Genomic DNA, 17944 nt, shown 5'->3' on the forward strand with positions numbered 1-17944 from the left:
GAAAACGCCGACGCCAGTATTCATACCGGCGTCGGCGTTTTTTGTTAGCAAATCCAGCAACCCGCCGGGCTTAATTCCCCGAGCTTTGCTGTTCCTCAATTTCGCGCCATTTGGCAACGTTGCGATTATGCTCCTGCAGGGTTTCTGCAAACGCATGACCGCCCGAGCCGTCGGCGACGAAGAATACATAGTTGGTGTCATCCGGCGCGACCGCAGCTTCAAGGCTCGCCAGACCCGGATTTGCAATCGGCGTCGGGGGCAGCCCGTCAATCTGATAGGTGTTCCACGGTGTCGGACGGTTCAGTTCGCTGCGCCGCAACCCGCGACCCAATGTGCCCTGCCCCTTTGTCACGCCATAGATGACGGTCGGATCTGTTTGCAGCCGCATCCCCTGTTTCAGGCGGTTCACGAACACACTGGCGACCTGGCCACGTTCCTCCGGAACACCGGTTTCCTTTTCGATGATAGACGCAAGGATCAGCATCTCTTCAGGAGTGTCCAGCGGCAACCCGCCTTGGCGGCTTTCCCAAACCGCGTTGATCCGCAGTTGTTGCTTGTCCTGCATGGCCTGCAAAATCGCATTGCGATCCTGTCCGGCCACAACATCGTAACTGTCCGGGGCCAACATGCCCTCAGCCGGGATCTCGGTCACTTCACCTGACAGCGCTTCGAATGATTTCAGAGCTTCAACCACCTGCCACGAGGTCACACCTTCGGCCAGCGACACGCGATAGCGCGTGTCAGCCTCGTTGCGCTTCTCGGTATAGGCATCAGGCGTTTCTTCCTCTGCCGCATCAAATGAAGCAATCTCGACGAAATCCAATGTTGCCGGGTTCAATTCACGCACGCGGGTTTGGGTGCGTGTCACACCGATACGGTATTCGATTTCCGACCCACAAGTGCTGGCGCCGCTGCTGGTGATTTCTTCGATGATCTGCGCCATAGACGCGCCTTCGCGCACCAGAAAGCTGCCCGCTTTCAACCGCTGCGCCTGATCGGTATAGTCAGCGGCCATCCGAAACAGAATTGAACTGCGAATGGCACCCTGATCTTCCAGATCGCGACTGACACGTGTCATATTCGAACCGCTTTTGACCTGAAGGCAAATCGCAGTTTCAAGCGGGCCTTCGGCCTTGTACTGCGACTGTCCCCACAGGATCAGACCGCCCACCAGAAACAGGCCGACCACCAGGATGGTCAGCGCATTCGAAGCGATGGCCCGCCACATTTAACTGACCTTTCCGAAGATCACGCTGGCATTGGTTCCGCCAAACCCGAACGAGTTCGACAACGCCACGTTAATCTCACGCTCGCGCTTGGCGTTGGGGGCAAGATCAATCGGAGTTTCAACTGCCGGGTTGTCCAGGTTGATTGTTGGCGGTGCGACCTGATCGCGGATCGCCAGGATTGAGAATATCGCCTCAATCGCACCCGCAGCACCCAGCAAGTGACCGGTTGCCGACTTGGTCGAGCTCATCGTCGCATTCCCGGCATGCTCGCCCAACAGGCGCTCGACAGCACCCAGTTCGATCGTGTCCGCCATGGTCGAGGTGCCATGCGCGTTGATGTAATCCAGGTCTTTCGGCTCCAGCCCGGCGCTGCGCAACGCCGCTCTCATGGAGCGTTCGGCCCCGTCGCCATCCTCGGACGGGGCGGTGATGTGATAGGCGTCGCCCGACATACCATAGCCCAGAACTTCGGCGTATATCTTGGCACCACGCGCCTTGGCGTGCTCGTAATCTTCCAGAACCACGATGCCAGCGCCCTCTCCCATAACGAAACCGTCACGGTCCACGTCATAGGGTCGGCTGGCAGCCTTGGGATTATCTGCATATTTGGTCGACAGCGCCTTACATGCGTTGAACCCGGCAATACCGATCTCGCAGATGCAGCCCTCGCCACCACCTGCCACCATGACATCCGCGTCACCCGCCCGGATGATGCGGCTGGCGTCGCCGATTGCGTGCGCCCCGGTTGAACACGCGGTCACGACCGAGTGGTTCGGCCCTTTGAACCCGTGGCGGATTGATACCTGACCCGAGGCCAGGTTGATCAGTGCGCCCGGAATGAAGAACGGAGATACCCGGCGCGGACCCTTGTCGCGGATCAGGTTCGCGGTATTGGCAATCGATCCCAGACCACCAATGCCCGAGCCGATCAGAACACCAGTACGCAGGCGCGATTCTTCGTCTTCCGGCAGCCAGCCTGCATCCTTACAGGCCATTTCGGCGGCTGCGATGGAATACAGAATAAAGTCTTCGATCTTGCGCTGCTCTTTCAGCGGCATCCAGTCATCTGGATTGAAGGTCCCGTTGGTTCCGTCGCCGCGCGGCACCTCGCAGGCGTAGGTCGTTGCGACCCCGCTTGCCTCTGCATCGAAATGCGTGATTGGGCCTGCGCCGGACTCTCCGTCCAGCAGCCGCGACCAGGTTTCCTCGACCCCGCTGGCCAAAGGAGTGACCAATCCAAGACCGGTTACAACGACTCTGCGCATGAAGTGCCTCTTGCCTGCTTCCTGTTATGAGAACCGCTCATACCCCGGCCCGGGGTGCGGGGGCAAGAGCAACGGTTCTTTCCGCCCCGGCGTTCTGCCGCCGAATGCCCAAGGAAACCGGAAATTCGGCGCTTGTCAAAACCGCCCTTTCGCGCGTTCAGCCGAAAGGGCGGAGTTGCTTACTGAAACTGCGCGACTGGCTCGTGGGCCGATTTGGCAGTTTCAAGTGCTTTGGCCAAGTCTAGTGTCTTGCGGAACAACGCGCGCCCGACAATCGCGCCCGAGATATTGGGGATGTATGCCAGCCGCGAGATATCGTCTGCCGTGCGCACGACACCGCTGGCAATCACCGGGGTACGCGAATGGTTTGCCAATCGCGAGATCAGACCCAGCTTTGCCTCGACATCTTCGATGTCGCTGTCGATATCCGTCACCACGATGGCGGCAAAAGGCGCATCGCCGAACGCGTCGATAAAGGCTTCGGGCGAGAACGCACTTTGGCTGCGCCAGCCGTCAGTCATAACAAGGCCTTGCCAGACATCAACCGACAGCACGATCTGATCCGGGTAAAGCTTGGCCAGTTCCTTGACCAGGTTCGGTTCGCGCGCGGCCAGCGTGCCAACCACAACGCGGCCCGCGCCCTTGTCGATCCAGCGCTCAATCTGTTCGCGCGTGCGCATGCCACCCGCCAGCTGCACCGGAATCTCGGCCTTGCGAATGATATCTCCGACCAGCTGCGCGTTGGTATCCTTGCCCTCGATCGCGTCGAAATCCGTCAGGTGCATCCATTCGGCACCCGCCTCTGCCCAGCTCCGTGCGGTTTCTACCGGATTCACGTGCCAGATCATCGCTTCTTCCAGACGACCCTTGTCCAGCGAGACACACCGGCCGTTCTGCAGTTCCATCGTGGGGTAAATCCTCATGAGCTCGGTCCTCCGCTCAATCGTTTTGAAATCCCCGGCACCATACAACTGGAATGCCCGCCCGAAATCTCCGGGATCGGCACAGTTTGGCCATTTTGCGGCATACTGATTAAGTGGCGAATTTACGCGCGGGCTGGCGGTCCGTTGCGTCGTAACAAGTGTACCGGGGTTTCATTATACACCCCTTCCCGCATCAAAACATAGCCAAGCTTTTTGGCGAGTTTCTGCGAGGATGTATTTGAAGCGTTTATCATCGCGACCAACGGTCCGGGAATCACCCGGTCAAACCAGTCATGCGCAGCCTTGGCGGCCTCGTATCCCAATCCCTGCCCCTGTGCTTCGGGGACCAGAACCCACCCTGCCTCGGGGAAGCCGTCGAAATCGTCGCCCATGCATCGGTTGCTATAGAAGAATCCGGCTTGCCCGATCAGCTTGCGATTCGATTGCTGCATTACGCCCCACTGACCAAAACCGGCCATCTGCCAATGCCCCGCATTACGCAGGAAAGAATCCCACGCTTCGCCACGCGATCGGGGAGAACCGCCGATATGCCGCACGACGCAAGGGTTACGCCAGATTTCCGCGAACCGGTCAAAGTCCTCTGGGCGCATAGCGCACAGCGTCAAACGCGCGGTATTTATCATCGGAGTGGATCTTATCATGCCCTGTCCACTTTGAGTTTTGCCTCAGTGGAAACAGTGCGCAGGCCACAATAGCCACGCAAGTCCGAAATTCGGGCAGGCATAAAAAAACGGCGCCCCCGTTGCCCGGAAGCGCCGATTTTAATCAGAAAGAAACGCTTAGGACGCTTCGCTGATGAACTTGACGGCGTCGCCAAAGGTCTGGATGGTCTCGGCTGCGTCATCGGGGATCTCGATGCCGAACTCTTCTTCGAAGGCCATGACCAGCTCAACAGTGTCCAGGCTGTCTGCGCCCAGATCGTCGATGAAGGACGCGTTTTCCACGACTTTATCTTCTTCAACACCCAGGTGCTCAACAACGATCTTCTTAACGCGATCTGCGACGTCGCTCATGTCTATTCCTCATTCCTTTACAGGGCGGTCCGCCCGATTCTGCCCTTGCCCGCACGGGTTGGCTTTGGTTTGCCCGTTTTGGGCGGTTTCGGTCCCGGCGAACCGGGAAATAGAAGGCCGACCTGAACGACCGGCCCCGCATAGATGCGCCGCCTATAGCATAGTCGACGCAAGAGGCAAACGCTTTCGCACTCGCCCCTGTCGCGCTCACAACATGGCCATACCGCCGTTCACATGCAAGGTGCTTCCGGTAACATAGCCCGCTTCGGGGCTGGAAAGATACAGAACGGCAGCTGCAATTTCCTCCGGATCGCCCATGCGCCCGGCTGGAACCTTGAGCAACAGACCCTTTTTCTGTTCCTCGGTCAGTTTCTCGGTCATTGCCGTCGTGATAAATCCAGGTGCCACGGCATTTACAGTAATTCCGCGTGTCGCAACTTCGTGAGCCAAAGCTTTGGAAAACCCGATCATACCGGCCTTCGACGCGGCATAGTTCGCCTGCCCCGGATTACCGATTGCGGCCACCACGGACGAGACATTGACGATCCGGCCCCAGCGCGCCTTCATCATGCCCCGGATCACCCCTTTGCACAGTTTCATGGTCGAGGTCATGTTCACGTCAATGACGCTTTGCCATTCTTCATCAGACATGCGCATGAACAGATTGTCGCGCGTGATTCCGGCGTTGTTTACAAGAATGTCCACCGATCCCATCGCCTCAGCCGCTTGCTTTGGCAACGCTTCAACGGCTTCCGGGTCACTTAAGTTGCAGGGCAGAACATGGGCGCGTTCGCCCAGTTCGTCGGCCAGAGCCTGAAGCGGTTCAACGCGTGTACCGGACAATCCAACCGTTGCACCGGCGCCATGCAACGCACGTGCAATGTCGCCTCCGATACCGCCCGAAGCACCGGTGATCAGCGCATTCTTACCTGTTAAATCAAACATTCGGTTTCCCTCTTGCTGCGTCGGCTACAACGCAAATTCTGCTTACGATTCGGCCTGAATGGCCTTTTGAACATCTTCCGGTGTGCCCACAGCCTTACCCGCGATTTCGCGATCGATCTTGCGGATCATACCGGACAGCGCTTTGCCAGCGCCGATTTCCCATGTTTCGGTCACGCCTTGTGCCGCCATATATTGCACGCTTTCCCGCCAGCGAACCGAACCTGTCACCTGCTCGACCAGCAATTGACGGATCAGATCCGGATCGCTGACAGCCTCGGCGCGCACATTAGCCACCAAAGGTATGACAGGGGCCTTAATTTCGACGGCAGCAAGCGCTTCTGCCATTACATCTGCAGCAGGTTTCATCAGCGCGCAGTGAAATGGAGCACTTACAGGCAACATAACAGCACGTTTTGCGCCTTTTTCCTTGGCGATCTCGGCTGCGCGCTCGACAGCCGCTTTTGAACCCGATACGACGACCTGCGTGGGATCGTTGTCATTTGCGGCCTGACAGACCTCGCCCTGTGCGGCTTCTTCCGCCACAGCGCGCACAGCCTCCAGATCCAGCCCCAGAATGGCGGCCATGGCCCCCTCGCCCACGGGTACGGCGCTTTGCATGGCCTGACCACGGGTGCGCAACAGACGCGCTGTATCTGCAACAGACAAGGCACCCGCCGCGGCCAGGGCCGAGTATTCACCCAGCGAATGCCCCGCCACAAAAGTCGCCTTGCTGACTGATACGCCTTCGGCTTCCAAAGCGCGCATGGCTGCCATCGATGTTGACATCAACGCGGGTTGGGCATTCTGGGTCAGTGTCAGGTCAGCAATATCGCCGTCCCAGATCAGGCTGCTCAACTTCTCGCCCAACGCATCGTCCACCTCATCGAAGACGGCCTGAGCTGCCGGGTAGGCCTCAGCCAAAGCTTTGCCCATACCTATGGTCTGGGCGCCTTGCCCCGGGAAAACGAACGCGAGTGTCATTGCAACCTCATGGATGGTGTCAGGTTGCGGCGGGGTGTAAACTGACTGACCGTCTGGCACAAGTATTGCCTGCTTTCTGCATTCTGGCACCTTTTGTGTGCACCCGCGCTCACTTGTGTCTGTTTCATCCGCCTTTACCTTGGGCACACCCTAGAATCCCGGAGCGCCCGACATATGCAATCGACCAATTCCTTTTCAAGCTACGGCAGCATCGCAAAGACGTTTCATTGGCTGACCGCGTTGCTGATCTTCACAGCTTTGCCCCTCGGCTGGGTCGCAGACAATCTGGCGCATGCGGTATTACACTCGGCGACTGCCCCTACCGAGGTGGAAATTGCCCGCGCCGCGCGCGTGTTCTCGTTGCACAAGACCGTCGGGGTCACCGTGTTCTTCGTGGCATTGGCCCGCATTCTCTGGGCGTTCACCCAAACCAAGCCCGGCCTTCTGAATGCTGACAACAAGCCCGAAGCCTTCGCCGCTGAAACCGTCCACTGGCTGCTTTACGGTTCGCTGGTCCTTGTACCGCTGACTGGTTGGATTCACCACGCCGCGACCGAAGGCTTTGCCCCAATCCTTTGGCCCTTCGGCCAAAACCTGCCTTTTGTACCGAAATCCACCGCCGTGGCCGAGGTTACAGGGGTTCTGCACTGGCTATTCATGTGGGTTCTGGTTGTTTCCCTTGTCCTGCATGTCGCAGGTGCGCTGAAACATCACGTCATAGACAAGGACAGCACATTGCGCCGGATGTTGCCGGGCCTGTCTGATGTGCCGGAACCACCACATCAAACCCATTCACTGATTCCAGCCGTCGCCGCACTGGCGGTCTGGGGCGTCGTCGTCACCGGTGGCTGGGCAACTGGAAAGCTTGCCCAAAACGTTGAAAAAACCCCGGATGTCCAACTGGCCGAGGTTCAATCTGAATGGCAGGTTCAGAACGGCACGCTGTCGATTACCATTTCGCAACTGAACAGCCCCGTTACGGGTACGTTTTCCGACTGGACGGCAGCAATTGCCTTTGACGAGCCCACAGGCCCGGGATTGGCGGGATCTGTCGATGTCACGATAGCCATTGGCTCGCTTAGTCTTGGAACCGTAACTGATCAGGCCATGGGGCCGGATTTCTTCGATACCGCCCGGTTCTCAACTGCCCAGTTCAAGGCCGACCTTTATAAAACAGAAAATGGGTACGAGGCGCGCGGCCCGCTTACAATTCGAGACAAGTCGATCGACGTCGTTTTGCCCTTCTCGCTGGATCTTCAGGGCGACACAGCCACAATGGCGGGCACGACCGAGCTTAACCGGCTGGCGTTTGATGTAGGCACATCGCAGCCTACCGAAGACTCGCTGGGCTTTACCGTCGCAGTATCCGTGGAACTCACTGCGGCACGCGGTCAGTAAGGCAAAAAAAAACGCCGGTGATTTGATCACCGGCGTTTTTCTGTTCGTGATTCCGCGATTACTCGGCTTTTTGTGCCTCGACCGAAATCTGGATCTGCACTTCGTCGCTGACAAACGGTGCAAACTGACCCAGGTCGAATTCGCTACGGACCAGCGTTGTTGTGGCATTGAAACCCGCCCAGGGCTGATTTGCCATCGGGTGAGTGTCGGCCTTGTTGAGCTTTGCGTCCAGAACAACCGATTTGGTCACACCGTTCATCGTCAGATCGCCGGTGATGTTCGCGGTGTTGTCACCGGTCACTTCGATTCCTGTAGATGTAAAGGTGATCAAATCTCCTTCGGCCGCGCCAAAGAAATCCTCGGTCATGAAGTGATCTTCACGGGGCTTCCAGCCGGTAAACATCTCCAACACGGGCATCGAAACGTTCACGCTCGAAGCGGCGGGGTTTTCCTGGTCAAACATGATCTCGCCTTCAAAGCCGGAAAACATGCCAGTCGTGGTTGAAAACCCAAGGTGGTCATAGCTGAAAATGACTTGGCTGTGGCTGGGATCCAACACGTATTTCTCGGCGCTGGCGAATGCCGTTGTCGCTGATACGGCCAATGCAGCAGCAAGAAGGGTGGATTTCATATCAATCTCCGCGGTTTTGTGAATGCAGTCCGTCAGGACTGCTTGAATGCAAAATGTGCCACCCAAGGGCAGCACACAACCTTTTTTGATTCACAACTTCTGTTCTTTTTTGAACAGAATAAAACTCAGCCGAAAATTGTTACGCTTTTGCTAAGCTGACCTTTCAGCGCCCGGCTGACATCCGCCGATTCAAGTGGCAGCTTCATCAAAAGACTTCCGTCCACGTCAAACAGATGGACTTCATTCTCTTCGAAACGTGCCCCACCCAGCGAGTCATAGCTGCGGCGCAGGACAGTCTGAGGGCGTCCGTCTTCGTTTCTCTGCAATACCCGGACTTCGCGGCGGATCGGGTCGAAATAGGCGTCAGGGCGCGGGTCAAGAACCTCGATTGTCAGCAGAGCGACACCAACGACCAGAAACAGCATGGATGCCGCCATCTTGATCGGCCAAACATCTGCGCCGACCACCGATCCGGGCATCAACCACATTGAGAACGCAGAAACGATCAAAAACGCCCCGACCATCCGCGCCAGGATCAGGCGGGCCTTCCAGTTAGGTGCAAACGTGATCATTACCGGCACTGAATTCTCAAATCGCGAGCCGGCAACGTTTTCCTGATATGCGTTTGTGTTAGTAGCGGTCATAACACGTCACCCTTTTAAGGTTACTTTCGAAATTCTGTTGATCCGGTTGATGTCCGGTATGCAAAACAACTTTGAGCCGAAAAGCGTCAGCAATTGGGCGGCCTAAAGGAATTTGGGCGGCGTCTCAGAGGCATATGTGGCAGGGCTTGCCCTTGTGGCTCAGACGTGTATATGGGGCCATCCTTCGCAGTCGTATGAATCGCGCAGCCTCTCGTGGCAGGGTCGCGAAGGAACGTTTGGCCCCGCCTATGAAATGCGCCTTGATATAAACAGGAGTGCACATGCCACTGTATGAGCATGTAATGATCGCGCGTCAGGATCTGTCCAACGCGCAGGCGGAAAGCCTCGTCGAACATTTCGGCACCGTTCTGGCTGACAACGGCGGCAAGCTGGTTGATAGCGAGTACTGGGGCGTCAAGACGATGGCCTACAAGATCAACAAAAACCGCAAGGGCCATTATGCCTTTCTGAAAACCGATGCCCCCTCGGGCGCGGTGCAGGAAATGGAGCGCCTGATGCGCCTGCATGAAGACGTCATGCGCGTTCTGACCATCAAGGTCGACGGCCACGAAGATGGTCCGTCGGTTCAGATGCAGAAGCGTGACGAACGTGGCGAACGCCGCGAGCGCCGTTGATCAACGCCTGAGAAAAGGACACTAAACCATGGCCGCAAAACCATTTTTCCGCCGCCGCAAGGTCTGCCCGTTCTCGGGTGAGAATGCGCCGAAAATCGACTACAAAGACACCCGTCTGCTGCAGCGCTACATCTCTGAGCGTGGCAAGATCGTGCCTTCGCGCATCACCGCCGTTTCGGCGAAAAAGCAGCGTGAACTGGCCCGTGCTATCAAGCGCGCCCGCTTCCTCGCCCTGCTGCCCTACGCTGTGAAGTAAGGAGAGACTGACATGCAAGTTATCCTGCTGGAACGCGTTGCGAAACTGGGTCAGATGGGCGACGTCGTTGACGTCAAGCCCGGCTACGCCCGCAACTTCCTGCTGCCCCAAGGCAAAGCCCTGAGCGCGTCCGACGCCAACATCGCGTCGTTCGAAGCCCAGAAAGCGCAGCTTGAGGCCCGCAACCTGGAAACCAAGAAAGAAGCTGAAGCACTGGCTGAAAAGCTGGACGGTCAGCAGTTCATCGTGATTCGCTCGGCATCGGATGCCGGCGCTCTGTACGGTTCGGTCACCCCGCGTGACGCCGCTGACGCCGCAACCGAAGCAGGTTTCACCGTCGACAAGAAACAGATTGTCCTGATCGCCCCGATCAAAGAACTGGGTCTGCACACTGTCGCAGTGAAACTGCACCCCGAGGTTGAAGTCGAAATCAAAATGAACGTGGCCCGTTCGGCAGAAGAAGCCGAACTGCAGGCTTCGGGCAAATCGATTCAGGAACTGGCTGCTGAAGAAGAAGCCGCTGCTGAATTCGAAATCGCCGAACTGTTCGACGACATCGGCTCGGCCGCTTCGGATGATGATGACATGGTTGCCGACGCGGCACCGGTTGCGGAAGACGAAGCCAAAGCCTGATCCGGCTGCTTGTGAGCATCCTAAAGGTCGCGCCAAAGCGCGGCCTTTTCTTTTTTCCCTTTGTATTCACAAGTCGTACCGGCAAGTTTCAGCCCATTTTCCCGTGTACGCTTGAAGGCTCATTGTCGTTCCGTATCATTGCCGCCGAAATCCAGAGGACCGAAAAATGCTTGTTTATCTGCGCCAAAGTTTCCTGGCACTGTTTCTATTTGTGTCGTTGGTTGCCTGCGGGGCAGACCAGGTCTCCAAGGCGGGTACGCCACATTTTGACCCGCCGCTCCACCCGAATGAAACGCCCGAGCTGAGAGCTTCGATCAACAGATGGGCGGACCATTACGAGATTCCGCGGGAACTGGTTCACAAGCTGGCCATTCGCGAAAGCACACACCGACCATGGGCCGTCAACCGGCCCTATTACGGCCTTCTACAGATCCTGCCAGCCACGGCGCGCTCGATGGGATACACCGGCAAAGCCGAAGGTTTGCTGGACGCCGACACCAACCTTGAGTTTGCCGGGAAGTACTTGCGCGGGGCGTGGATGCTTTCAGATGGGGACCAACGCAGGGCAATTTTTCTGTACGCCAAAGGTTTTTATCCCGAAGCTAAAGCCCGAGGAATGCTGGTCGAAACCGGGCTTAGGCCAACACCCTGACGGTCATTCGCGTCAGAATTCGATCGGAATCAGCACTTGAAACTGAATAGTGACAAAAATGTTCTATTGGGTGTCGCAATATGCGATATTGCACAGACAATTTAGACCTCTCCTTGTCATGTTTAGAAAAGTATGATGTTCTGACTTGGTGAGGTAAACGGGTTCCACTCTGTGTAATACGCATGCTCGACGACACCATCGGGCAGCAAGATGGGCCACAGCTGGTAGGCGCCACATGGAAATTGTCGATCTGAGCACCCTGCCGGATTCAGAAGTTCGATATACCGAATTTCTAAGGCAAATCTGTGAGAAGCATGACATGGATCATGCTGCCTACGCTGGCATGAATCCGGCGGCAGGAACTGTGGCTGGCTTTGTCACCTATGACGACGCCTGGACTGAGCACTACCAGAAACAGGGTCTGATCATGATCGATCCGACCATCCACATGGCCCGCCGCAGTATCGCGCCGGTGGATTGGAGCCGTCTGGAAAGAAGCCCAGATTTTCAACGCGTTTTCCGGGATGCTCACGATTTTGGCTTGCCCAGTCAGGGTGTTACGATCCCGGTACGTGGCCCCTACGGTGATATTGGCCTGCTGAGCGCAACCCGAAATTGCAGCAAGGAAGAGTGGCGTAAGCTTTACACGAACTTTATCGGCGATTTGCAGGCCATGGCCGTGCACATCCACGACAACGTCGTGTCCTCGGATCAGCTGACCGGCGCACTATATCATCCGACATTGTCCTCTCGCGAAGCGGAAATCCTGCAATGGGTCGCTGCAGGTAAGTCGCAGCAGGATATCGGCGATATTTTGTCGATTTCGCATCGAACCGTAGAAGTACACTTGCGTTCGAGCCGGGAAAAGCTTAGTGCGCTGACCACCCCTCAGGCCGTAGGGCGGGCGATAGCGATCGGGCTTATTACCCCGGGATAAACAAAAAAATCCCCAAATTCCGCCAAAATACGGGAATCCCCCAATAGAAAAATCCTTCGAGAGCGGTAACGTCAATATTACCGAACAACCACTCGAAGGGGGAAGAAATGATCATCGTGGTAGATGGCCTGAACAGACATATGTTCAGCGAAGTTCTTGACGAAATGTTCGAGTTGAGAGCACGTGTTTTTGGCGGACGTCTTGGATGGGACGTAAAGATCGAAGACGGTAAGGAAATTGATGAATTCGATCATCTGGACCCGGCATATGTAATCGGACTCGACGACGGGGGGAATGTCGTCGCAGCCGTGCGTGCCCTTCAGACCACAGGACCTCATATGTTGTCGGATGTGTTTTCGGCAATCCTTTGCGGGGAAGCACCACTTCGCAGCGCAACCATGTGGGAATCGACACGCTTCTGCGTGGACACGCAGCGTCTTACACGCGGCAAGGAAAAGAATTCTGTCTCTTATGCCACCTGCGAGCTGATGATCGGCTCTCTGGAATATGCCAAGAACGCAGGCATTCAGGATATCATCACCGTAATCGATCCGGTTATGGACCGGGTCCTGAAACGGTCGAACTGCGCGCCATATGACTATGTCGGCGAAACGGTTCCCATGGGGAAAGTTTCGGCACTGGCCGCGCTGTTGGATTGTACCGATGAACGCATCTCGGGCCTGCGTGAGTTTGCAGGCATCCATGAGAACGTCTTTATGGATGACGAAGAGGCGCTGGCACTGTTTGCAGCCAAGAAGGCAGCAACCCAGAGCCCGGCCAATCAGGATCACAAGCCACTGACTGATCTTGAGAAGTATTTTGTGGAACAGATGAGCGCCGCAAGAAACGAAGCTGAACGCCAAGACGTTCTGAAGCTGATCGAAGCGCTCTCGGATACGTTCACACCAGAGCAGAAGATCGCTCTGCTAGATACCCCCCGTGCTTTTGCTCATGAGGCCTGACCCCCTCACCTCATAGACACAAAAGCCACCCATGCGGAGCCGTCTGATCTCAGGCGGCTCCGTTTTTTTGCCCTCTCTGAAAAAAGAGGGAAGGAAGAGGATTATTCCTCTTCCAGTGCCTCAATGGCTTTTTGCAGGTCGTCTTTGCTGACTTCCTTGTCGCTGACCTGCGCCAGCTCGAACACATAGTCGACAACCTTGTCTTCGAAGATCGGCGCGCGCAGTTGCTGCTGCATCTGAGCGTTCTGCTGCACGAACTCGAAGAACTGGCGTTCCTGACCCGGGTACTGACGCGCCTGGTTCATGATCGCTTGGGTCATCTCGGCGTCGGTGACTTCCACCTCTGCCTTCTGGCCCAGCTCGGCCAGCAGCAGACCCAGACGCACGCGGCGTTCGGCCAGCTTGTTGTGCTCATCGGTGGGTTCGATCTCATCGTGGTCATGACCGGTTACTTCAGGGTTTTCCTCGTGCCACAGCTGATGTGCAATCTGCTTGGCTTCGGCTTCGACCAGCGACGGCGGCAGGTCGAACGACACTTTTTCGTCCAGCACGTCCAGCAGGGCCCGCTTCATGACAGCGCGCGACGCGCCCGCATATTCTGCTTCCAGGCGTTCCGAAATCTGAGTTTTCAGAGCGGCCAAATCCTCGGCGCCGAACTTCATCGCCAGATCATCGTTGATCTCGGCTGCAACCGGCTCTTTCACTTCTTTGATCGTGCAGGTAAAGACCGCGTCTTTTCCGGCCAGGTGTTCGGCACCATATTCTTCCGGGAAGGTCACGTTGACGTCTTTTTCTTCCTCGGCCTTCACGCCGACCAGCTGGTCTTCAAAACCGGGGATGAAGCTGTTCGAGCCCAGAACCAGCGGGTAATCTTCGGCCGATCCACCTTCGAATTCTTCACCATCAACCTTGCCGACAAAATCGAACACGATCTGGTCGCCTTCCTTGGCTTTCGAACCCTTGCGGCGGGCTTTGAAGTCCTGAGCGGTTTCAGCCAGGTTGTTCAGCGCTTCCTCGACGGCGGCGTCATCCGCCTTGACGATCAGCTTGTCCAGCGCGACCGATTTCAGATCAACCTCAGGGATCGCGGGCAGCGCTTCGTAGGACATCGCGACCTCGATATCGTCGCCTTCTTTCCAGTCCTCGTTGGTCATCTTGACTTCGGGCTGCAGCGCGGGGCGGTCGCCGCTGTCTTCAAAATGCTTGTTCATCGCACCGTCGATGGATTCCTGCATCGCCTCACCCAGCAGGCGCTGGCCAAACTGCTTTTTCAGCAGCGCCATCGGCACCTTGCCTTTGCGGAAGCCTTTCATTTCGATTTCCGGCTGTGCTTCGGTCAGCTTTTCATTGACCTTGTCGTCCAGTTCGGCTGCGGTCACAACGATGTTGTAGCCGCGTTTCAGACCTTCGTTCAGCGTCTCGGTAACCTGCATTTTGGTAGTCCCCATAGGATTCGGGGCGCGCAAAACGGGCGCGCCGGGCAAATTTGACGCCTTCTATTTGCCCTGCCGCCAACGTGCAAGGGGCAAAGGCTGAATCAACCTAGTTTTGGCAAAAAAGAACGCCCCGAAAACCGGGGCGTTCGTGTTGGCTCGCTGGAAGGCAATTAAAACTTCCAGCGCGCGCCCAGTACCCAGGCTTCGTTGTTTTCGAACGACGTTCCGTCATCGAAATCGTGGTTGCGATACTTCAGATAAACATCGGTATTGATCGCTTCGACCTTCTGCACGACAGCGATACCCCATGCCTTGGTGTCGGACCCGTTGGTCTCGAAATCCGCGCCGTCATAATAGTCGATGCCGACACCTGTCTTACCCCAGGATACCCAGTTCCCCTCGTACGAGACCTTGCCGTACCAGTAATTCGGGTCCGTCTGGCCAGCTCGGTCATCGTCACGCGTGCCGCCGGCAATCGTGAACCCCAGACCGCTGGGCAACAGCACCGAGGCCGAACCGAGTGTATCCTTGCGATCCCCTGAATTGTCATCCCGCTCCCGCACAGAATACGCGACAGCTGCCGCAAACTCTACACCGCCTGCAAAGGTGTTTTCATAGAACACGCCGACATCGTAGTAGTCATCATCGTCACTGCTGGACAGAATGTTCTGACCATATGCAAAAGCGGCCGAGAATCCGTTAACCGTTGGAGTGTCATACCGGACGCGCCCACGACGTGAGCCATCAAAGTTGCTGGAACTGTCACCAACCGTAATACCACTCAGCACACCGTTTGTGCCGCGATAGAAAAAGCCAGAGTTCTCATCGTTTGTGAACGAATACAGCGCGGTGCCGACATAGGACAGGTCCACTTCTGCAGCACCATCTGCCGCCATGCTGCCCTGACCTGCCGAGAACTTGCCGTAGCTGCCCTTCAAGGCAAAATCCACAAACCGGATATCGTCGCGGGTCCAGCCGCTAAAGTTTGTACCGTTCTGGTTCCATTCAGTCGAGTTCGGCAATCCCAACGCCGATTCCAAGCGGAAGGTAAACTCGTTCTGGCCAAATGGCTGCATCAGACGCAGGCCAACCCGGCTGTTCGACAGATCGTTGTCGAGGACCCGGGTCTCGGTATCTTGGCCGTCATCAACCGAAATCAAGGCCGGGTTTAACTGCCCGTAAAGCAGCACATAGCCGCCGCTGTTATTTTCGTATTTCAGCTCTGCGGCTGCCGGAACAGCGACCGTGGCAGTCAGAAAGGCGGCAACCGATATCTTTTTGATATTTGGGGTCATTTCACTCACCATAGTTGGTTCAGGGTTCAGATACTGCCCATTTGTTTACTGAATCCGAGCGTTCCAGTGGTCTGCGCCTTGTCTTACGCAAGAATTGTATTTTAGCAACAGAACATACTAATTATTTGGACATTTTACATTATTTTTCATTAACTTACAAGATACAGCTCCATCTCGTACTGGCAGCTTGCAAACAATTAGTGATGCCTGCCTATGCACCTGGCAAATATGCGGTATGCATCTGCGCACATCTTGACAGCGAAAACATGCCATTCTGACAGAGCCTGAGCTGCTTTCTGCCCAAAACAACTAGATATTCAGCTGTTTGAAAACATCGGGCAACTGCTCAGGCAGATCCTCGGCGATCAATCCCGGCCCGAAACGACGCGCGCATTCCACGTGCAGCCACGCTGCTGTCTCAGCCGCCGCCATCGCATCGAATCCCCGCGCCAATAGCCCGGCGATGTAACCGGCCAACACATCGCCTGACCCGGCGGTTGCAAGCCAAGGGGCTGCGCGACCATAGCATGCGGCATTGATCGAACATCGCCCGTCCGGGGCAGCAATGACTGTATCCGGCCCTTTGAACAACACGACACATCCCGCGCGTGCCGATGCCTCTCGCGTTGCGTCCACCTTGGAATAGGCGGGGCCTCTGACCGGCGTTTCGCTCAGCTTTTCAGCCAGATCGGGGAACAGCCGCGCAAACTCACCGCCATGCGGGGTCAGAACGCAGTGGTCATGCAACATTTCAAACAAGTTTCCGGGATCGCCCGCAAATGCCGTCAGCGCATCCGCATCCAGAACCGTCGCACGTTTCGCAATCAGGGCGACTGGCACCAGGTCCCGGGCTCGCTCCAACCCCAGACCAGGGCCAAGACAAAGGGCGTTCATCCGCACGTCCTGCAGTACGTCTGACAGCATTTGAGACCCATCAACGCACTGTAGCATGAGGGCGGTGATCCGGCTCGCAACCTCTGCTAAAGCCAAGGATGGCACCCCCAGCGTCACCAACCCTGCCCCAATCCGCAACGCCCCCCGCGCGGCCAGTCGCGCCGCACCTGTCTTGCCGGGCCCACCCGAAAGGATCAGGGCATGCCCATGGGTGTATTTGTGCTCATTCATACTCTTACCAAGGCAAACCCCAGGCAGATTATCCACAGCCTTCGAAATCTCGTCGCCCCCCGCATCCTGCCTCAACCCGATATCTTTCGTGACAACATGTCCGCAAAAATATGGTCCCTCACTCAGCACGTGGCCAAGCTTTCTCGAATGAAACGAAACCGTAAGTGCTGATCGTGCACAGCGACGTCCATGCTGAGGGAAAAGTTCTCCCACGACTTTACCTGAGTCTGCGCAAAGACCTGAAGGAACGTCTATCGCGACCGTGCGTGGAGGAACTATGTGCGTACCTCCATCCTGACGCCGCAACTCCCATGCCGTCTCTGCGTCATCATATGCCCAAAGAACTTCCCATAGCCTCACATCTTCAATCGATCTTGTTAGACCGGTCCCAAACAATGCGTCGATGAGAATATCCGGATAAAAGATTCTGCCCCGTGCGATCTCAGATACATCCTTTGCCGAACCACCCCATCGCTCATAATTCACCCGGGCATCCGGCGGCAACTTTTCGGGATCGCCATACAGGAATACCTCAACCTTCCAGCCCAGTTCCCGCAAAAGCCGCGCCACGACAAACCCGTCACCGCCGTTGTTTCCGGGCCCGCACAATACGACTGCACGCAGCGGATCCTCTTCATCTTTTTCCAAATACTCCGGGGAGCGCGAGGGGCTGGCCCCTCGCCTGTCCAGATCCGGCCATTCCTCGAAGATCGCCTCGACAACACATTGCCCTGCCCGCTCCATCAGTTCCAAACCCGTAACCTCACCGGACCTGATGGCCGCGTGCTCGATGGCTTTCATCTGCGCTGCTGTCAGCAATTCCGTCATATCACACCTTCGCACGATTCAATTTCGATTATTTTTTGTGCAAACCGCCTAAAATTTAGCACAGAGCCTGATTTCAACGGATACCGACCCAACCGATACCGCAATCACGTTGCCGCCCGATCTTAGACGTGATCA

General features: G+C 56.5%; 19 protein-coding genes. 7 read left to right on the top strand and 12 right to left on the bottom strand.

Annotated elements, in window-relative coordinates; genetic code table 11:
* Positions 1–70: 70 nt before the first annotated feature.
* From mltG to fabD, 7 genes are all read right to left on the bottom strand, one after another.
* Positions 71–1228 (bottom strand): endolytic transglycosylase MltG, encoded by a 1158-nt coding sequence (mltG, locus tag ACR0M3_RS03565; protein ID WP_480504731.1) that lies wholly within the window; start codon positions 1226–1228, stop codon positions 71–73.
* Complete coding sequence (gene fabF, locus ACR0M3_RS03570; RefSeq protein ID WP_209596796.1) at positions 1229–2494, bottom strand: beta-ketoacyl-ACP synthase II; 1266 nt, start codon at positions 2492–2494, stop codon at positions 1229–1231.
* 179 nt (positions 2495–2673) lie between these two features.
* Entirely contained in the window at positions 2674–3417 is a 744-nt protein-coding gene (locus ACR0M3_RS03575) for a 1-(5-phosphoribosyl)-5-[(5-phosphoribosylamino)methylideneamino]imidazole-4-carboxamide isomerase (RefSeq protein ID WP_480909748.1), read from the bottom strand.
* 122 nt (positions 3418–3539) lie between these two features.
* Positions 3540–4079, bottom strand: a complete 540-nt coding sequence (locus tag ACR0M3_RS03580; RefSeq protein ID WP_267364575.1) for a GNAT family N-acetyltransferase — start codon at positions 4077–4079, stop codon at positions 3540–3542.
* A gap of 138 nt (positions 4080–4217) precedes the next feature.
* Positions 4218–4451 (bottom strand): acyl carrier protein, encoded by a 234-nt coding sequence (locus ACR0M3_RS03585; protein WP_050602116.1) that lies wholly within the window; start codon positions 4449–4451, stop codon positions 4218–4220.
* Between the two features lie 207 nt (positions 4452–4658).
* A complete protein-coding gene (gene fabG / locus ACR0M3_RS03590; RefSeq protein ID WP_480485277.1) occupies positions 4659–5396 on the bottom strand; it encodes a 3-oxoacyl-[acyl-carrier-protein] reductase in 738 nt (245 codons plus the stop codon).
* A 42-nt stretch (positions 5397–5438) separates the two neighbouring features.
* Positions 5439–6377, bottom strand: a complete 939-nt coding sequence (gene fabD / locus ACR0M3_RS03595) for an ACP S-malonyltransferase (RefSeq protein ID WP_480909751.1) — start codon at positions 6375–6377, stop codon at positions 5439–5441.
* 174 nt (positions 6378–6551) lie between these two features.
* On the opposite strand from fabD, the gene ACR0M3_RS03600 reads away from it, so the two are divergent.
* Positions 6552–7775, top strand: a complete 1224-nt coding sequence (locus tag ACR0M3_RS03600) for a cytochrome b/b6 domain-containing protein (RefSeq protein ID WP_480504719.1) — start codon at positions 6552–6554, stop codon at positions 7773–7775.
* 58 nt (positions 7776–7833) lie between these two features.
* On the opposite strand, the gene ACR0M3_RS03605 is transcribed toward ACR0M3_RS03600, so the two are convergent.
* Together ACR0M3_RS03605 and ACR0M3_RS03610 are read right to left on the bottom strand one after the other, a co-directional pair.
* Positions 7834–8406 carry a YceI family protein gene (locus ACR0M3_RS03605; RefSeq protein WP_267364582.1) on the bottom strand — a complete coding sequence of 191 codons (573 nt, stop codon included), beginning with the start codon at positions 8404–8406 and terminating at the stop codon, positions 7834–7836.
* A 125-nt stretch (positions 8407–8531) separates the two neighbouring features.
* A complete protein-coding gene (locus tag ACR0M3_RS03610) occupies positions 8532–9050 on the bottom strand; it encodes a hypothetical protein (protein ID WP_480504717.1) in 519 nt (172 codons plus the stop codon).
* 281 nt (positions 9051–9331) lie between these two features.
* Between ACR0M3_RS03610 and rpsF the strand changes: the two genes are divergently transcribed.
* The 6 genes from rpsF to ACR0M3_RS03640 all read left to right on the top strand — a co-directional run bounded on the left by rpsF (position 9332) and on the right by ACR0M3_RS03640 (position 13125).
* Entirely contained in the window at positions 9332–9685 is a 354-nt protein-coding gene (gene rpsF, locus ACR0M3_RS03615) for a 30S ribosomal protein S6 (RefSeq protein WP_209503558.1), read from the top strand.
* A 28-nt stretch (positions 9686–9713) separates the two neighbouring features.
* Positions 9714–9941: a 30S ribosomal protein S18 gene (gene rpsR, locus ACR0M3_RS03620; protein ID WP_005608650.1), complete on the top strand. Its 228-nt coding sequence runs from the start codon at positions 9714–9716 to the stop codon at positions 9939–9941.
* A gap of 12 nt (positions 9942–9953) precedes the next feature.
* A complete protein-coding gene (rplI, locus tag ACR0M3_RS03625) occupies positions 9954–10574 on the top strand; it encodes a 50S ribosomal protein L9 (protein ID WP_267364588.1) in 621 nt (206 codons plus the stop codon).
* 166 nt (positions 10575–10740) lie between these two features.
* Positions 10741–11226 carry a transglycosylase SLT domain-containing protein gene (locus ACR0M3_RS03630; RefSeq protein WP_480504716.1) on the top strand — a complete coding sequence of 162 codons (486 nt, stop codon included), beginning with the start codon at positions 10741–10743 and terminating at the stop codon, positions 11224–11226.
* A gap of 235 nt (positions 11227–11461) precedes the next feature.
* The gene (locus ACR0M3_RS03635) at positions 11462–12163 is read left to right on the top strand and encodes a LuxR family transcriptional regulator (protein WP_267364591.1); all 702 of its coding nucleotides are present in this window, start codon (positions 11462–11464) and stop codon (positions 12161–12163) included.
* Between the two features lie 107 nt (positions 12164–12270).
* Positions 12271–13125 (top strand): acyl-homoserine-lactone synthase, encoded by an 855-nt coding sequence (locus tag ACR0M3_RS03640; protein WP_480480382.1) that lies wholly within the window; start codon positions 12271–12273, stop codon positions 13123–13125.
* 101 nt (positions 13126–13226) lie between these two features.
* Here the strand turns inward: ACR0M3_RS03640 and tig are convergent, their stop codons facing one another.
* From tig to ACR0M3_RS03655, 3 genes are all read right to left on the bottom strand, one after another.
* Positions 13227–14558, bottom strand: coding sequence for a trigger factor (gene tig / locus ACR0M3_RS03645; protein WP_480909754.1), 1332 nt, complete (start codon positions 14556–14558; stop codon positions 13227–13229).
* A gap of 173 nt (positions 14559–14731) precedes the next feature.
* Positions 14732–15856: a porin gene (locus ACR0M3_RS03650; protein WP_480504712.1), complete on the bottom strand. Its 1125-nt coding sequence runs from the start codon at positions 15854–15856 to the stop codon at positions 14732–14734.
* Positions 15857–16165: 309 nt separating this feature from the next.
* The gene (locus ACR0M3_RS03655; protein WP_480564233.1) at positions 16166–17809 is read right to left on the bottom strand and encodes an NAD(P)H-hydrate dehydratase; all 1644 of its coding nucleotides are present in this window, start codon (positions 17807–17809) and stop codon (positions 16166–16168) included.
* Positions 17810–17944: the final 135 nt, after the last annotated feature.

The organism is Ruegeria sp. O5 (genome assembly GCF_056535105.1).

Coding starts and splice junctions, on each gene's coding strand:
- mltG (WP_480504731.1), bottom strand. CDS start 1,228: ATGTGGCGGGCCATCGCTTCGAATGCGCTGACCATCCTGGTGGTCGGC.
- fabF (WP_209596796.1), bottom strand. CDS start 2,494: ATGCGCAGAGTCGTTGTAACCGGTCTTGGATTGGTCACTCCTTTGGCC.
- ACR0M3_RS03575 (WP_480909748.1), bottom strand. CDS start 3,417: ATGAGGATTTACCCCACGATGGAACTGCAGAACGGCCGGTGTGTCTCG.
- ACR0M3_RS03580 (WP_267364575.1), bottom strand. CDS start 4,079: ATGATAAGATCCACTCCGATGATAAATACCGCGCGTTTGACGCTGTGC.
- ACR0M3_RS03585 (WP_050602116.1), bottom strand. CDS start 4,451: ATGAGCGACGTCGCAGATCGCGTTAAGAAGATCGTTGTTGAGCACCTG.
- fabG (WP_480485277.1), bottom strand. CDS start 5,396: ATGTTTGATTTAACAGGTAAGAATGCGCTGATCACCGGTGCTTCGGGC.
- fabD (WP_480909751.1), bottom strand. CDS start 6,377: ATGACACTCGCGTTCGTTTTCCCGGGGCAAGGCGCCCAGACCATAGGT.
- ACR0M3_RS03600 (WP_480504719.1), top strand. CDS start 6,552: ATGCAATCGACCAATTCCTTTTCAAGCTACGGCAGCATCGCAAAGACG.
- ACR0M3_RS03605 (WP_267364582.1), bottom strand. CDS start 8,406: ATGAAATCCACCCTTCTTGCTGCTGCATTGGCCGTATCAGCGACAACG.
- ACR0M3_RS03610 (WP_480504717.1), bottom strand. CDS start 9,050: ATGACCGCTACTAACACAAACGCATATCAGGAAAACGTTGCCGGCTCG.
- rpsF (WP_209503558.1), top strand. CDS start 9,332: ATGCCACTGTATGAGCATGTAATGATCGCGCGTCAGGATCTGTCCAAC.
- rpsR (WP_005608650.1), top strand. CDS start 9,714: ATGGCCGCAAAACCATTTTTCCGCCGCCGCAAGGTCTGCCCGTTCTCG.
- rplI (WP_267364588.1), top strand. CDS start 9,954: ATGCAAGTTATCCTGCTGGAACGCGTTGCGAAACTGGGTCAGATGGGC.
- ACR0M3_RS03630 (WP_480504716.1), top strand. CDS start 10,741: ATGCTTGTTTATCTGCGCCAAAGTTTCCTGGCACTGTTTCTATTTGTG.
- ACR0M3_RS03635 (WP_267364591.1), top strand. CDS start 11,462: ATGGAAATTGTCGATCTGAGCACCCTGCCGGATTCAGAAGTTCGATAT.
- ACR0M3_RS03640 (WP_480480382.1), top strand. CDS start 12,271: ATGATCATCGTGGTAGATGGCCTGAACAGACATATGTTCAGCGAAGTT.
- tig (WP_480909754.1), bottom strand. CDS start 14,558: ATGCAGGTTACCGAGACGCTGAACGAAGGTCTGAAACGCGGCTACAAC.
- ACR0M3_RS03650 (WP_480504712.1), bottom strand. CDS start 15,856: ATGACCCCAAATATCAAAAAGATATCGGTTGCCGCCTTTCTGACTGCC.
- ACR0M3_RS03655 (WP_480564233.1), bottom strand. CDS start 17,809: ATGACGGAATTGCTGACAGCAGCGCAGATGAAAGCCATCGAGCACGCG.